A 15,443-nucleotide genomic window follows, 5' to 3' on the forward strand; every position below is an offset into this window, starting at 1 on the left:
TAAAAAAGGGACGACTCGTAGTCGCCCCCCCTTTACTCAACTATTTTGAAACGCTTCGCTTTTTAAGACAGTACGTAAAATCTTACCTGTCGTATTTCGCGGAAGCTCTTCGATGATCTCAATATAAGTTGGTTGCTTATATTTCGCCAACTTCGTTTGTGTGTATGCACGAATGTCCTCTTTCGTCACATTTTCATGTTTCGTGACGACGAACGCTTTCACCGCTTCCCCTTGCTCCGCATCCGGCACACCAATCACCGCTGCTTCCACGATATCAGGATGTTGATATAAAACTTCTTCTACCTCACGAGGGTATACGTTATAACCTCCGACGATGACCATATCCTTTTTCCGGTCGACGATATAGAAATAACCGTCCTCGTCACGTCTCGCCAAATCTCCCGTATAGAGCCAGCCGTCGCGGAGTGTGATCATCGTCTCTTCCGGTAACTTATAATACCCTTTCATGACGTTCGGTCCACGTACAATCAACTCTCCGACTTCACCGACGCCGACTTCTTCCCCAAGCTCGTCGACGACTTTGTTTTCGACGTGAACGATAGAAGGTCCGATCGATCCCGCTTTTCGCTCGCCGTGAAGCGGATTGAAGCAAGTGACCGGTGACGCCTCAGACAGACCATACCCTTCGAGAATTTTACATTCGAACATCTGCTCAAATGACTCGAGCAATTGGACCGGTAAACTTGCCCCTCCTGAGACGAACACGCGGACATGTTTCAACGCGGACGTATAGGCCGGTACTTTCATCGCCGTCTGCAGCAAGAAGTTGTACATCGTCGGTACTCCTGCAAAGAACGTCACGCGATGCTTTGGCACCAAGTCAAATACATCTTGTGGTGAGAACTTCGGTAAGATGACAATCGTCGCCCCACGAAGGAGTGGTGCATTCACAATGACCGTCAAACAGAAGACGTGGAACATCGGCAATGCGGCTAACGCTTTATCCTCTGGTGTAATGTCCAAATACTCCCCGATTGAATGCGCATTCGAGAACAGGTTCTGGTGCGTCAATAATGCGCCCTTCGGCTTCCCGGTCGTCCCACTCGTATAGAGAATGACGGCAACCTCTTCTTCATCGACTTCAATGAACGTTCCTTCTGTCGCAGCGAACGCTTCCGCGAAAGGGATAAACTCAATTTCGCCTTCACGCTTCAATGCCGGTACGTCCGCATATGGGACAGAGATGACGAGTTTCAACTGAGGTAACTTCGAGAGTGCCGCTTCTGCCTGCGCGACGAGCGGTGACAAGCCAACAATTCCTTTGACGTCTCCATCAAGTAGAATGTAGGCCATTTCATCAGGCGTGTATGTAGGGTTGATCGGAATGACGACCCCTCCACGTGACAACACGGCGAAGTACGCGATCAAGAACGCTGGGCTGTTGCCGAGAACGAGGGCGACGTGATCGCCTTGTCCAATCCCTTTTTGTTCAAGCGTCGATGCCATCGCCTTGACTTGCCCATAAAACTGTTCGTAACTCACCGTGTCTTCCCCAAACACGTACGCAGCCTTTTGCGGGTGAGCGGTCACCACTTCTTGTAGTGACTTGACTAAGTTTGCCATGGTAATCCCCCTTTAAATGAATGATGATTCACTTTTGAGCCATAAAAAAGAGCACGTTGTCCGCGCTCTTTTCAATTACTTCTATTGTACATGAAATGTTTCAATAAGAAAACGCTTCCAAAAAGTTCGTTTGTAAGTGATATAATCCCGTTCGGCTTTGAACGTGAACGAGCGCTTGGAGCGACTCATCATCCATAAGTAAATCATCAATCAATTTGTGATACGCCTGCTTTTTCGGTTCCGTCGTAGCTGTAATCAATAAGATGGCTTTCGCGTGAATCGTTTCACCAGTGATCGTCTTCATCTCGCATGGATTCAACAGATGAAGGAGTGAGATGCCGTCTCGTTTTGAAATCGAGAGCGGGACGTCGATGACAGCAACCGGCTCGGCCACGTCACTCACTCCGGACGGAATAATCGCTTCTTGATTCAGGATCACTCGTGTAAATGAAGAATCGACAATCTCTTTACGTTCCAACTCTAGCCCTATCGCCATGACAGCCCGTTCAAACGTCGCTTGTTCCGTCACCCACATCCGACTTGGATCCATCCATTCACTGAGCCTTCGATACATGGTTACTCCTCCTATTTTGATCAGCCTCTATGAAAGCGTTTGCATAAATTATGATACGCCTTATTTTTTCTAGGTGCAATCCGTAGCATCAACGTTCACGAAACTGCCAAAAAAGGACGACCTCCATGGAGATCGTCCTGACCATCTTAACTAATCAAATCAACCAATTCCTCGAGTTCAACATTTCCGAAGTAGTGCTTCAGATCGAGTTGTAACAATTGCTCGCGGATAGCCGCACGTTCGAAACGAGTCCCGACGAGCGCCTGTTCGACATCTTGGATGTCACCGACACCGAAGAAATCACCGTAAATCTTCGCTTCAGTGATTGTCCCTTTGTTGACGTTCAAGCGGACATCGATCGTCCCGATTGGGAAGCGACGTTTCGACTCGACATCAAACTTCGGCGATTTCCCGAAGTTCCAGTCCCAGTTCGCATAACGTTCTTTCGAGATATCATGGACAATTTCCCAATCCTCATCACGAAGCACGTAACGCTCTGGCTGCTCTCCATCGTAAATCGAATGGAGCAACGCCTCGACGAAATGTTCCATCTCCATCTCACGCTCTAAAAATTCAGTGATGTTCGCTACACGGCTACGGACCGACTTGATTCCTTTTGAGCGCATTTTCTCTTCCGAGACGTTGAGCGAGTTGACGACTTCTTCAATGTTCGAGTTGAACATGAGCGTCCCGTGGCTGAACATGCGTCCGCGCGTCGTGAATTGTGCGTTCCCGCTGATTTTACGTTCACCGACCTGAATATCGTTACGGCCTGTTAGCTCCGCCTCGACACCGAGGTTACGTAAGGCATCCACGATTGGTTGCGTGAACTTCTTATAGTTATTGAACGAGTTGCCATCGTCTTTTGTGATGAAGCTGAAGTTCAAGTTTCCTTCATCGTGATAGACGGCACCGCCACCAGAGAGGCGACGTACGACATCGATGCCGTTCTCTTCAATGTACTTCAAGTTGACCTCTTCAGACGTGTTTTGGTTTTTCCCGATGATGATCGATGGACCGTTAATATAGAACAAGAAGTAGTCTTCATGGTCTACGTTCAAGTGTTTTAAGATATACTCTTCGACCGCCAAGTTAAGCTTTGGGTCGCGGATATCTGGATTAAAAATAAATTTCACAGTCTATTTCCTCCTAGTCGGATGTTCGTTACTCGTATTATACGAGACGAGACGATGACTCGACAAATCTTTTACTTCCACTCACCTGTCATCACTCGTTTCAAGGCGTTCGCCACCCCATACTCGTCGTGACGCTCTGTGACGTGGTCGCTGATAGCAATCAAGTCCTCATGGCTGTTCCCCATTGCAATCCCTTTTCCGGCCACTTTGAACATCGGTACGTCATTCAAGTTATCACCGATGACGACGACTTCTGATAAATCGATACCGTAATGTTCAGCGAGCTTCGTCACACCGTTTCCTTTATCTGCGCCGTGTGCCATCACTTCAATGTTGTCATTACCTGAAGATGTGACGTACACACCTTCGACTTGTGCTTCGATTTCTTTCCAAAGCGCCGTCATTTTCTCGAGATGGCTTGAGAACGCGATGAACTTATAGACACGTCCTGCTTCCTCACGAATGAAGCTCTCGATGTCGTCGACAATCTTGACGTCTTCATTGACATAATAGCGATTCTTAAAGAATTCATACATCTCGAGCGAGCGGTCGTCACCATTCGCTTTCAGGTTTTTCATCGATGCTTCAATCAAGTCGCCACGGCTCGCCACGAGTCCAGCTTCCGTGTACATCTCGTAAAAGACGTCCGCATACTTATGGTCTTGATGAAGGACTTCAATGACCTGAAGTGCCTCTTCGATCGTCAAGTCGATTTCATGAAGGACTTCTCCTGATGTGTCGAGCACGCGTCCCCCATTCGACGATACGATTGGGCAAGAAAGGCCGACCTCATCTAGAATTTGTTTCGCATTCACATAGTTGCGCCCCGTCGCAATTGCGAATCGAATGCCTGCTGCCTCTGCTTCACGAACGATTTCTGCCGTCTCGTTCGCAATCTTGGTGTGGTTGTGCAAAATCGTACCGTCCATGTCTGATACAAAAAGTTTATACGTTGCCATCTTCCATCACTCCTTTTTCTCTTTCGCTTCTAACTATAACAAAAAGAGAGGGATTCGGAACAATCCGAACCCTCCCTTCATCAAATCTCAATTTTTTTCACGCAATGCTTTCACTTGTTCCCGCACACTCTTCACACAGTCTGGCATCCCGATTCCGTCATAGGCGATTCCCGCCAGAATGACTCCAGGATATACCCGGCTCATCTCGGCACGAAGCGCTTTGACGCGATCCGCATGAAAGACGGCATACGGTGGCAGACCGTCACGAAGTCGACTGACGACTGTCTGAATCGGATCACGGTGAATTTTCATGAGACCTCGAAGATCATGTAACGCTGTCTCGATGATTTCTTCATCGGACGCTTCCACGATGTCATCTGCCCCCGGTCGACCTAAAAAGACACGGAGGACGTGATATCCTTCCGGCACGGCATGTGGCCATTTTTGGTCGATGAACGTACAAGCCGTTATCGTCACGTCTGCTTCCTGACTCGTCACAAATCCTGTCCCAACGAATGGGAGCTCGATATCTTCTTCTTTAAAGACAAGCGAGCAAGTCGCCGTCGCATGCGGTTTCATATCCGTCAAAAAGTCACTATCGACTTTCGGGAGGAACTGACGAATGAGGCGTGGTGGGACCGTCAATACGAGATGATCCGTGTCGATATCTCCACGATTCGTGAATAATCGATACCCGTCCTCACGCTCGGACACTTGCTCGACGGAACAGTTCAATACGACCTCCGTCCGTTCCAATCGTTCGGCCAGACGATCCGTGAGCGATTTTAGTCCTCGTTTTAATGAGGCAAACTGTCCTACTTTTTTCGCCCCAACTTCAGCGACCCGTTGTTCGGGACGTAGATGACGCATCCCTTCATACAAGTTCCCGTATTTCTTTTCTCCCTCGATGAACTGAGGGAATGTCGACATCGCACTCATTTGATCGATGTCCCCGGCATAGATACCAGAGAGCAACGGTTCGATCAAGCGGTCGACAATCGGGTCCCCGACACGTTCACGAAGGTAAAGACCAAGCGAGACGTCCGAATCTGGTGCTTCTACATCAGGTGGTGTCAGCAACATCTGTTTCAAGTCTTCGTGTTCTTCTTCCGAGAGCAACGTCGTCTCACGAAACGCGTTGACATCTAGCGGAATTCCCATCACTGTCTGCTTCGGAATCGGATGGAGTCCGTCATGATGGAGAACGTAAGCCTGTCCGACGCCGTTTCGAACGAGTTCATCACCTAAACCGACGTCTTCAATCAATTCTGTCATAGCTGTCTTTCGAAAAACGTACGAATCCGGTCCACGTTCAACCGCAAACTCGCCCGTCTCATACGTGTCAATCTTCCCACCGAGACGGTCTGTCGCCTCAAGCAATGTGATTGAAACGCCTTCCGGCAAATAACGCTCCGCATAAAAAGCGGCGGTGAGACCTGTGATCCCACCACCGACAATCGTAAATTTACGCATGATGCACAATCACGCTTTCCATTCGATCCGCGATGGCTTCGATGAAGCTTCGCTCTGCATTTGGCATAGCTGGACGTGCGTAATGGACACCGAGGCGGTCACAGACGACTTTACATTCGACATCGTTGTCGAACAATACTTCGAGGTGATCTGCGACAAAGCCGACCGGCGTGTAGACGAACGCTTCGTAGCCATGCTTTTCATAAAGTTCAGCCGTTAAATCTTGCACATCCGGTCCAATCCATGGATCCGGTGTATTTCCTTCTGACTGCCAACCGACTTCCACGTTCGGTACACCTGTCGCCTGAGCAATCTTATCTGCTGTCTCCTTCAATTGATCTGGATACGGGTCGCCCCCAGCCAAGATCTTTTCAGGAAGACTATGTGCCGATACGATGAGACATGCTTTTTCAGCCGGTACAGGCAAGTTCGCGAACGTCTCTTTAATCGCCTCTGCCCACCAATTGATAAACTTCGGCTCGTCATACCATGAGTCGACTGAACGGATGTCGATGCCATACTTCGCTGCCTCTTCATGAGCACGACCGTTATATGACTTGACGCTATATGACGAGTAATGAGGTGCCAAGACGACCGATACCGCTTCTTTGATGCCGTCGTTCGCCATTTGCGCGACCGCATCTTCTACGAACGGTTCGATATGCTTCAATCCGATATACAGTTTGAACTCGATTTCACCTACATGGCGCTCATTCAAGATGTCACGAAGCGTCTCCGCTTGATCGATCGTGATTTTTGCGAGTGGAGATACGCCGCCAATCGCTTCATAGCGTTCCGTCAAATCTTGGAGCGCTTCCGGCGATGGTTTACGTCCGTACCGAATATGCGTGTAGTAACGTTCGATATCTTCCGGCTTGTACGGTGTCCCGTACGCCATGACAAGTAGTCCGACTGTTTTCATGATTCATTGCCTCCCATTTTTTCGCGTGAATAATCGTGAATGAATGCCGTCAATTTGACGAGTACGGCTGGGTCGACTTCCGGGAACACCCCATGTCCCAAGTTGAAGACGTATCCTGGCTGCTTCATTCCTTCATCCAAAATCTCTTTTACCTTCTCTTCGATGACCGGCCACGGTGCCAGTAAGAACGACGGGTCCAAGTTTCCTTGGACAGCCTTTGTGATCCCGCGGTCGCGCGCTTCTTGTACCGATAGACGCCAATCGAGTCCGACCACATCAAGTGGAAGGTCGTGCCATTCTTCGATTTGATGGCTCGCTCCGACTCCATGCATAATGAGCGGGATGTCGAGGGAACGTAATTCTTTGAAAATACGTTCCGTCGTCGGCTTGATGTAACGCGCATAGTCTTTACGGCTGAGCGTCCCGACCCACGAATCAAACAATTGGAACGCTTGAATGCCAGCATCCGCTTGCGCCTTCGCATACGTGATGACCATGTCACCGAGTTTTTCCATCAACGCATTCCATACATCCGGTTCTGCATACATGAGCGCTTTCGTACGATGGTAGTTCCGTGACGGACCACCTTCGATCATGTAGCTCGCCAATGTGAACGGCGCCCCTGAAAAGCCGATGAGCGGGACTTCTAATCGTTCCCGAAGTAAACGGATTGTGTCGAAGACGTATGAGATATCATCTGGGTTTAACGGTTTTAAGCGTTCCACATCTTCCATCGTTCGATATGGATTGTCGATGACCGGTCCGATTCCGCTCTTAATCTCGACATCTACCCCCATCGATGGAAGTGGCGTCATGATGTCTTTATATAGAATGGCCGCGTCGACTCCGAGTTGTTTCACCGGAAGTTCCGTGACATATGCACAAAGTTCAGGATCATGCGTGATCTCGAATAGTGACCTCGTCTTTTTAATCTCTCGATATTCCGGTTGATAGCGTCCGGCTTGGCGCATATACCATACAGGTACATAGTCTGTCGCCTCTCCTTTAAACGCTTTTAAAATAGTATCGTTCATACGTCGCGTCATTCCCCTCTAAATTTCTCCTACACTCTTTATTCTCGTGTTTGTGAACTCAAAAACATTATACAGAAATTAATTAGAATTATGCTAATGTGAAGCATTTTCATTGTGTTTTCTTTGTGTCATTTTTTTGTCGGAAATGTTCGGAAAGCCGAATTCAACTGACCGCGAATCAAATCGTCACGCTGCTTCGCCGATAATCGACGCTCGCGCTCTTTAATATCTTGAATTCGCCACCCATCTTCCAATTTAGTCGCTACTTCAACCAAACGCTCCACGTCATGGAAAGAATATTTACGTGAACCGCCTTTCGTACGTTCAGGAAAGACGAGACCTTTTTCTTCATAATAACGGACCTGACGCTCAGAAAGTCCCGTCAACTCAGTTACGACACCCATCCCGATCACTTTCTTCGATTTATAGTCCATTTGCCCTCGCCCTCCTCAATAAAAAAACTATGTCAGATAATCTGACAAAATGCAATCCAACATCAAATTTTCGTTTTACACTGAAGTCAACTTTTGGAAAGCACCTAAGAAAAAGGAGGGCATGAACATGGAAGACATTCTCTATTATATGGACACGCTGTATGTACTCATCGCTGCATTGCTCGTATTGACGATGCAATTAGGTTTCGGACTACTCGAGACAGGGACGCTTCGGGCGAAGAACGCCGGTCACGTCGCGGTCAAACAAATTATCAGCCTCTCTGTGGCGGCACTCGCTTTTTGGGCGGTCGGATTCGGCCTCTCGTTTGGTGACGGAACGACTTGGTTTGGGACAGAAGGATTCTTCTTAAGCGGATCGTTCACAAGCCTCGACTGGGCGAACGTATCAATCGACATCAAATTCTTATTCCAGTTATCATTCGTTGCGGTATCCCTTGCTATCGCTTGGGGTGGATTTGCGGAACGGGCTAAGCTTTCTGCCTACGTTCTCTTCGGTATCTTCTTCGTTGCCATCCTCTACCCAATCGTCGCACGCTCAGTATGGGCTGGCGGAATGCTCGGATCAATGGGTATGCAAGACTTCGCAGGTTCGGCGGTCGTTCACCTTCAAGGTGGGATGGCGGCTCTCATGGCGACTATCATCTTGAAACCACGTCGCAAGACGGAATCACTCGCTGGTCACAACCACGTGTTGACGGTCGTTGGCGGTCTCGTACTTTGGCTTTGCTGGTTCGGATTCAACGCTGGTTCAACGATGTCGGTCGCTGACGGATTCTTCGGTTACGTGGCGTTGACAACAATGCTCGCAACAGCAGCTGGTGCGCTTGGTGCTCTTGCCATTGTCATGCTCCACCGTAGAACGGCAGACATCCCGACGATCGTCAACGGTGTTCTCGGAGCACTCGTTGCCATCACAGCAGCTTGTGCGTTTGTAGAGCCTTGGGCAGCAGTCGTCATCGGTGCCCTCGCATCGATTGCAACATACGGAACGAGCATCTTGATGGCAAAATATGTGGACGACCCACTCTGCGCCTTCTCTGTACACGGCGTGGCTGGTATTATCGGGACACTCGCACTCGGTTTCTTCGCTTCTCCTCGACTCGTCGAAATTACAGGTATCGGTTCTGCTGGTCTCTTCTACGGCGGCGGATTGACACAGCTCGGCGTTCAGACACTCGGCGTATTGATCGCCATGGTCATCGCTGGTGGCGGAAGCTACGCGTTCTTGAAACTCCTTGACGTCACAATCGGTCTTCGCGTTACAGAAGAACAAGAAGATGTCGGTCTCGATATCGCAGAGCATGGTGTATCAGCATATGGTGAAGTCGAAGAAACAACAGAGAAACCAGGACGCCTTCCGAAGATTCTCGGTTCGAGCGTATCGGTTATGTCACCTAAGAAATAACGTCAATCACGCGAGAAGGACATCCGGAATCGGATGTCCTTCTTTTTCATGTCAACCGTCTCAAGTAATAACGAATGACCACAATGGATAAAACCAGCCCGACTGCCGCGTCCCATGTCGCACCAAATCCAACCGAGGCGAGCACGAGCACGATGGATTGCACGATGAGTAACCGCATCGCCCACCACGAATAGCCTTCGATCCGCTCTTGACGGGTGATTGGTAGCCAGGACACGATGGAAATCGCCTCTAACCGTTTAAACAATGGAACGAGCTGTAACGCTGTCAACCCTACAAATAGTGGTGTGACGAATCCTACATACCAACCGCCTGACATCCACATGACGATGAGCGCCACCGCCGTCAATCGAAGAATCAGGTCGAGGGAGTCGTTCGAACGAATAATCCGAAGACCGTACACGTAACGGGACGCATCGACGCGTTGAAGCACTCGTTTTTCGAGCAGCTTTGTCAGAAGTCGTCGTTCCCGCACTTCTTCTTTCAAGGTAGGCAAGTCGACGAACCAGCTGATCACCCGTTCAAACTGAGCCCGACTCTTCTCTTCAAGCGCCAACCAATGTAAGAGTGGGATTCGTTCGTTTCGTTTTACATGTAAGAAAATGAACGGCATGAACGCGGGCACCCACGCCCACTCTGTCCAATCCATTAGAAGACATGCGCCGCTCACGAGCGCGAACGGGACGATGAGCCATTCGCGTACCCCTTCCACTTTTGCCAATCGACCTGCAGCCGACAGTAACGTCATCGTGACAACGAGTGATAATACCTCAAAACCCGTATAGCTCTCCGTCCGCACGAGAAGCGGCAATAAAATGAGTAAGACGAGAAGTGCTCGGATTGTCGCAAAGCCGATATTGAACAAGCGCACACCAATCATATAGGAACGAATCATCCCTAGTTCCGGGAGGAGGAACACTTGGTCCGCCTCTTGGATAAACGTTCTCGGACGATGGCCGAGCGGGATGAGAATGAGAAGCGCGGCGGCAATCCACACCCCCGGAAACGTCCCATCAATACGTTCTAAAAAGTTGTTGTAGACGAATGCCCCGTAAATCAAAGTGAAGTAGAGCGTGAACAAGAGTCCGCCGTTTGCGACGTAGCGACTATATTTGACGATCTCTTCCATCCAGTTGCCGAGTCTTGATGTAAATCGATTCATGACGACCGTTCCTCCGACGCAATCGCCTCTACATAAATGTCATCGAGTGTCGCATCAGGTGACAATTGATACTTGTCTCGCAACTGCGCGGCCGTCCCGTTCGCGATGACGACACCTTGATGAAGGAAGACGAAACGGTCGCAATGCCGCTCCGCTGTCTCAAGAATATGGGTCGACATCAAAATCGCACAGTCTTGTTTGTACTCATCAAACAGTTGGAGCAACTGACGAATCGCTAGTGGATCAAGACCGACGAACGGCTCATCGACGATGAGGAGCGGCGTCTTCGTCACAAGGGCGCATAAGATCATCGCCTTTTGTCGCATCCCTTTTGAAAAGACGGACGGGAACCAAGTAAGTTGTTTTTCCATTCGCATTTCTTTTGCTAAACGCTTCGTCCGTTCGGTCAATTCGTCCGGATTCACGTCGTACGCTTTCCCCATCAACTCGATATGTTCTTGTAAGGTTAACGTCTCGTATAAAATCGGTGTCTCCGGTATGTAACTTACTTTCTTACGATACCTTTTCTCTGAAGACTCTAATGTTTCTCCATCAATTTCGATTTTTCCGGATAGTGGTGACAAGAGACCCAAAATGTGTTTGATCGTCGTCGATTTTCCAGCTCCATTTAGCCCTATCAACCCAACGAGCTCTCCTTTTTTCACTTCAAACGAAACGTCGTGCAAAACTTGCTTTCCGATATATCCGCCGTTCAATCGATCGACGTGCAGCATGAAAACCACACCTTTCATTTTCAACTTTTTTTCGTGGTATATGTTTTAAATGTTGTCACATGGGAATAATCTGAACTGTAAGGCATTTTAAAATAAAACATCAATACTCCCATTGTTCCACAAAATCGTTGAAAAGAACAATGGGCAAACAGAGGAAGGAGAAATGAATGATGGGGTTTATTCTTTATTTGATTATCGGAGGTATCATCGGTTGGTTAGCAGGATTAATTTTAGGTAAGGACGTACCAGGTGGAATCATCGGTAACATCATCGCAGGGATCATCGGTGCTTGGTTGGGTGGACTCATCTTCGGTGATTTCGGACCAATCGTAGCGGATATCGCGATTATCCCAGCTCTTATCGGTGCGATTATCCTTATTTTGATTGTATCGTTCGTCATGAAATCAATGCGTAAAAAGTAATTATTTATGTACAGGAGGGGCTTCCGTAATGGAATGTCCCTCTTTTTTCATTGGATCAATAAATACATCGCGTCATTTTTTTCAATAAACTGCTTCTCCGTTTCAAGACCAAAGAACGTGAAGAATGATTCGAAGAAGGATTGACCGTAATCCCACTCTGTTCCGAGTTTGTGTTCTGTCTTTTCATTTGGTTCGCCGAGTAATGCAATCAAGTCGTCTGGTCGTTTATCAAGATCGATTAAAACTGACTGCACGTCTCCCTTTTCAAACACGACAGTCAATCGCTCATAATCCCATTCATCGTCACGTTTCCCATCTGGCTCTCCTAACGTTTCTTGAACCTTTCCTTCCGATTGTCCAATCAACGAATCAATCGTTTCTAACGGATGACCGGTTTGCGCTTCTACTTCGATCTCAATCAACTCTGCCCGCTTCAAATCGAACTGTCCCGCAATCGCTTCACTCGATTCCGGCATCAATGCATACTCGAGCGATTCAGGAGATGTTAATTGAATTGTCTCTGTTTCGGACACCGTCTCACCATTCGCCACGGCGACCGCCTTCACATCATAACTTCCTGGCATCTTCTCGAACGTGAATCGTCCGTTCGCTTCATCAATCCGACCGACGCGCTGCCCATCGACCCAAATATTCGTCAACGGTACGTCTGAAGTGACATCGATTCGTTGTGGCAATAACTCAATCCGATAATCTGAAAAGCCAAAGCGCCCTTCACCTGTATCAATCAATCGAAACAGCCCTTCCGCTTCCATGCCTTTCGTCCGATTCGCACGATCTTGTGCGACTTCGGCGATGGCATCGCCACGAATGGATTTTTCATCGTTCAGCCAGCCCATAAACCGCAGTGCCTCAGCACGCGTTAACGTTTCTCCTTGATATTCTACCTTTTCCTCAAAGAAAGCACGGTCTTCCTCTAATAAGGCCTCTTTAAATGCGACGTGAATCTTATCTTGCTCCGCCGCTGGTTTGTATCCATATATATAGAAGACAATGGCTCCGACTAAAATAGTGAAAATAGATAATAGAAGAATCATTTTGGAATGACGTTCTTTCTTTCGACTTCTTGTATACGACATCTTTTCGCCTCCTTTCTTCAGTGCTTACTTCAAGTATAAAAGGAATCAATCTCTCTTCCAATCGTTCTTGCGCCCGAATTTCCGTGGTATGATGAAACAGAAATGACTTTTTAGAATGGAGGAATATAGATGCATACCGATCCAACCTGTATCTTTTGCAAAATCGCTCAACAAGAAATCCCGTCGTATCGGGTATATGAAGATGAGGCGGTCGTCGCTTTCCTCGACCTCTCGCAAGTGACAAAAGGTCACACGCTCGTCATCCCGAAACATCATGCGAAAAACGTTTACGAGCTACCTGAAGAGGTCGCAGCGGACGTCTTCAAACGCGTCCCGACCATCGCGAAGGCCATTCAACGCGAAACAGGGGCAATCGGCATGAACGTCTTGTCGAATGCTGAGGAAGTTGCCGGACAAACGGTCTATCACTTCCACATTCATTTAATTCCACGTTTCGGACACGAAGATGGATTCGGAGCAAAATGGATTACACAAAATGATGCGTTCACATCTGAAGAACTCACAACCCTCGCATCGAATATTCAATCACACGTTTAAGACAGACCGAGACCCGTCAATCGATGACGGGTCTCGTTTTTTATGATTGATTGATTGAATCAAGGTGACGTTTCCGTTCTTCTTCTAATTGCGCTCGCTCGACCTGAAGTTTGATTGCCACTTCGTATAACTGTTGACGCGTCTTAACAGATGTCGCTTGTTCAAATTCTTTTCGTAATTCAGTTAGACGGGTATCTATTTCAAGCATACGTTTTTCTCGTATCGATTCTTCGCGTGCCTGCTCTGTTTGTTTCGACGCTTCATACCCCGCCTCTAGTGTGTTCATAATGGAGTCGGCCCAAGTGTCATCTCCCAGTCGTTTCGCAGCGAGATACAGGTCAAGCATGTCATCTACCCAACGCTTCGCTTTCTCCACTGAGGATCACCTTCCTTTACCTGTATTTTAAAATAAAATGATTTTTCGGTCAAAATTGAATGTTCTGAAAAATTTTATTTGCGATATAGGTTTTTAATCACTCTTTTTTGGTAAAATAATATGAAAAGAATGTAATTCGGATTATCCGAGCTTGAGGAGGGGAATGTTTTGTCGAGTCGCCAACGTCGAGATTGGATTGCTTTCGGCTTTGTTTTAGCATTTTTAGGAGTTGCCACGTTTAAAAAACTGGCGCGAGGTACCGCAAATGATGCTGCTGCTCAACAACATCGAGCATCCACAATCACTACGCTAAAAGAACAATTTGGGAATGTGGCGAAACATGCATCGCAAGTTGCCGCCGCAGGAAAACTGCAAGGAAAAGAATTGACTGATCAAGTGAAAGCCGAAGTCGAACGCTATCAACAAGACATTCAGCCTTCAGTCGAGCGAATTCAAGGGAACCTTCAGGAACTCTCGAACGTACAGTCTGCTATGACTGACAACACTGTCAATCAAACACAATGAGTGTTTGAGGTCATCGTCCGTCGATTACTTTTGATTTTTTATCCGGAAAGGATGGATCGAAATGGAACACGAAAAAGAATTCACTGGCCCTGAGGCCATGCTCTATAGCCACAAAATTATTCAATTGAGTAAGGCTTTGTGGAAAACCGTCGAAAAAGATTGGCAAAACTGGATTAAACCATTTGATTTAAACATCAATGAGCACCATATCTTATGGATTGCCCACGCGTTAGGCGGCGCATCGATCTCGGAAATTGCAAAATATGGCGTCATGCACGTCTCGACCGCTTTCAACTTCTCGAAGAAGTTAGAAGATCGTGGATTACTTACGTTTTCGAAAAAAGAGACGGACAAGCGAAATACGTATGTTCAATTGACACCTGAAGGAGAATCGTTGTTGCTTGAAACGATTCACGCGTTTGATCCAGAAGGAAACGGCGTATTCCGCGCCTCACTTCCACTCCAAGAACTTTATGGCAAGTTCCCTGACTTAACAGACATGACGGCCATCGTGCGTCGTTTATATGGGGACAACTTCATGGATATCTTTGCTGAAACATCAAAAATGATCACAGAAGAGGCAGGCAGACGTCCTGATGAGGATGAACTCAGTCAAGAAGCCTAACCTGCCGATAGAGTGGCTCTGTGACGTCTAACTCGATCCCTTGACGGACGCATGCCCCCAGAATCGTCTTAACGTCGAGCCTTGAATCTAACATACCCACAAAATGGACGAGCAACGGCTCTATGGACGTAAACCCATAGCGCATTTGCTCGTTTTGTCGTGCCCGAATATCCTCGAGCAACTGATAAAACGCCTCTACGTCCTGCTTCGTCAAATTCGCTCGAATCACTTCATATTCAAACGGACGGTCCGTCCAATCAACAATCTCGAGTAAGATCTTCATCTGATATGATAAATGCTCGACCTTCTCTTCTAGTGACACTACCCTCACCCCATCATTTCACATTCTATTACATCATTATACGACAGGATTGTGTGCTATGA

At 47.8% G+C, this 15,443-nt stretch carries 18 protein-coding genes; 5 read left to right on the top strand and 13 right to left on the bottom strand.

What is annotated here, in order from left to right:
• Window positions 1–36: 36 nt before the first annotated feature.
• The 8 genes from KNP62_RS09865 to KNP62_RS09900 all read right to left on the bottom strand — a co-directional run bounded on the left by KNP62_RS09865 (window position 37) and on the right by KNP62_RS09900 (window position 8,116).
• A complete protein-coding gene (locus KNP62_RS09865) occupies window positions 37–1,584 on the bottom strand; it encodes a long-chain-fatty-acid--CoA ligase (RefSeq protein ID WP_214785396.1) in 1,548 nt (515 codons plus the stop codon).
• A gap of 100 nt (window positions 1,585–1,684) precedes the next feature.
• A complete protein-coding gene (locus KNP62_RS09870; RefSeq protein WP_214785397.1) occupies window positions 1,685–2,158 on the bottom strand; it encodes a PTS sugar transporter subunit IIA in 474 nt (157 codons plus the stop codon).
• Between the two features lie 146 nt (window positions 2,159–2,304).
• Window positions 2,305–3,294: a lipoate--protein ligase gene (lplA, locus tag KNP62_RS09875; RefSeq protein ID WP_214696188.1), complete on the bottom strand. Its 990-nt coding sequence runs from the start codon at window positions 3,292–3,294 to the stop codon at window positions 2,305–2,307.
• Between the two features lie 71 nt (window positions 3,295–3,365).
• Window positions 3,366–4,253, bottom strand: coding sequence for a Cof-type HAD-IIB family hydrolase (locus KNP62_RS09880; protein WP_214785398.1), 888 nt, complete (start codon window positions 4,251–4,253; stop codon window positions 3,366–3,368).
• Between the two features lie 87 nt (window positions 4,254–4,340).
• Window positions 4,341–5,726, bottom strand: coding sequence for a protoporphyrinogen oxidase (gene hemG, locus KNP62_RS09885; protein WP_214785399.1), 1,386 nt, complete (start codon window positions 5,724–5,726; stop codon window positions 4,341–4,343).
• Complete coding sequence (gene hemH / locus KNP62_RS09890) at window positions 5,719–6,648, bottom strand: ferrochelatase (RefSeq protein WP_214696193.1); 930 nt, start codon at window positions 6,646–6,648, stop codon at window positions 5,719–5,721. The genes hemG and hemH overlap by 8 nt, the downstream gene beginning before the upstream one ends.
• Complete coding sequence (gene hemE / locus KNP62_RS09895) at window positions 6,645–7,694, bottom strand: uroporphyrinogen decarboxylase (protein WP_074032631.1); 1,050 nt, start codon at window positions 7,692–7,694, stop codon at window positions 6,645–6,647. Before hemE ends, hemH begins: the two co-directional genes overlap by 4 nt.
• A gap of 116 nt (window positions 7,695–7,810) precedes the next feature.
• Entirely contained in the window at window positions 7,811–8,116 is a 306-nt protein-coding gene (locus KNP62_RS09900) for a MerR family transcriptional regulator (RefSeq protein WP_074032630.1), read from the bottom strand.
• A 121-nt stretch (window positions 8,117–8,237) separates the two neighbouring features.
• Here KNP62_RS09900 and KNP62_RS09905 point away from each other — a divergent pair, with 121 nt between their 5' ends.
• Entirely contained in the window at window positions 8,238–9,542 is a 1,305-nt protein-coding gene (locus tag KNP62_RS09905) for an ammonium transporter (protein WP_251125661.1), read from the top strand.
• Window positions 9,543–9,588: 46 nt separating this feature from the next.
• Here the strand turns inward: KNP62_RS09905 and KNP62_RS09910 are convergent, their stop codons facing one another.
• Both KNP62_RS09910 and KNP62_RS09915 read right to left on the bottom strand, forming a co-directional pair.
• Window positions 9,589–10,722 (bottom strand): ABC transporter permease, encoded by a 1,134-nt coding sequence (locus KNP62_RS09910; protein ID WP_214785401.1) that lies wholly within the window; start codon window positions 10,720–10,722, stop codon window positions 9,589–9,591.
• Window positions 10,719–11,456, bottom strand: coding sequence for an ABC transporter ATP-binding protein (locus KNP62_RS09915; protein ID WP_251125662.1), 738 nt, complete (start codon window positions 11,454–11,456; stop codon window positions 10,719–10,721). The genes KNP62_RS09910 and KNP62_RS09915 overlap by 4 nt, the downstream gene beginning before the upstream one ends.
• 170 nt (window positions 11,457–11,626) lie before the next feature.
• On the opposite strand from KNP62_RS09915, the gene KNP62_RS09920 reads away from it, so the two are divergent.
• On the top strand, window positions 11,627–11,878 hold the full coding sequence (locus tag KNP62_RS09920) for a GlsB/YeaQ/YmgE family stress response membrane protein (protein WP_031421191.1): 252 nt from the start codon (window positions 11,627–11,629) through the stop codon (window positions 11,876–11,878).
• A 47-nt stretch (window positions 11,879–11,925) separates the two neighbouring features.
• Here the strand turns inward: KNP62_RS09920 and KNP62_RS09925 are convergent, their stop codons facing one another.
• Window positions 11,926–12,975 (bottom strand): hypothetical protein, encoded by a 1,050-nt coding sequence (locus tag KNP62_RS09925; RefSeq protein WP_214785402.1) that lies wholly within the window; start codon window positions 12,973–12,975, stop codon window positions 11,926–11,928.
• Between the two features lie 129 nt (window positions 12,976–13,104).
• On the opposite strand from KNP62_RS09925, the gene KNP62_RS09930 reads away from it, so the two are divergent.
• Window positions 13,105–13,533 carry an HIT family protein gene (locus KNP62_RS09930; protein WP_214696201.1) on the top strand — a complete coding sequence of 143 codons (429 nt, stop codon included), beginning with the start codon at window positions 13,105–13,107 and terminating at the stop codon, window positions 13,531–13,533.
• A 40-nt stretch (window positions 13,534–13,573) separates the two neighbouring features.
• On the opposite strand, the gene KNP62_RS09935 is transcribed toward KNP62_RS09930, so the two are convergent.
• Window positions 13,574–13,909 carry a hypothetical protein gene (locus tag KNP62_RS09935; protein WP_214696207.1) on the bottom strand — a complete coding sequence of 112 codons (336 nt, stop codon included), beginning with the start codon at window positions 13,907–13,909 and terminating at the stop codon, window positions 13,574–13,576.
• A 168-nt stretch (window positions 13,910–14,077) separates the two neighbouring features.
• Here KNP62_RS09935 and KNP62_RS09940 point away from each other — a divergent pair, with 168 nt between their 5' ends.
• The gene (locus KNP62_RS09940; RefSeq protein WP_074032623.1) at window positions 14,078–14,434 is read left to right on the top strand and encodes a hypothetical protein; all 357 of its coding nucleotides are present in this window, start codon (window positions 14,078–14,080) and stop codon (window positions 14,432–14,434) included.
• A gap of 61 nt (window positions 14,435–14,495) precedes the next feature.
• Complete coding sequence (locus tag KNP62_RS09945) at window positions 14,496–15,059, top strand: HTH-type transcriptional regulator Hpr (RefSeq protein WP_015880933.1); 564 nt, start codon at window positions 14,496–14,498, stop codon at window positions 15,057–15,059.
• Here KNP62_RS09945 and KNP62_RS09950 read toward each other — a convergent pair.
• A complete protein-coding gene (locus tag KNP62_RS09950) occupies window positions 15,043–15,381 on the bottom strand; it encodes a DUF1878 family protein (RefSeq protein ID WP_224860194.1) in 339 nt (112 codons plus the stop codon). The two genes, KNP62_RS09945 and KNP62_RS09950, sit on opposite strands and share 17 nt — an antisense overlap.
• Window positions 15,382–15,443: the final 62 nt, after the last annotated feature.

This window comes from Exiguobacterium sp. s183, from assembly GCF_018617655.1.
Lineage (GTDB): Bacteria > Bacillota > Bacilli > Exiguobacteriales > Exiguobacteriaceae > Exiguobacterium > Exiguobacterium aestuarii_A.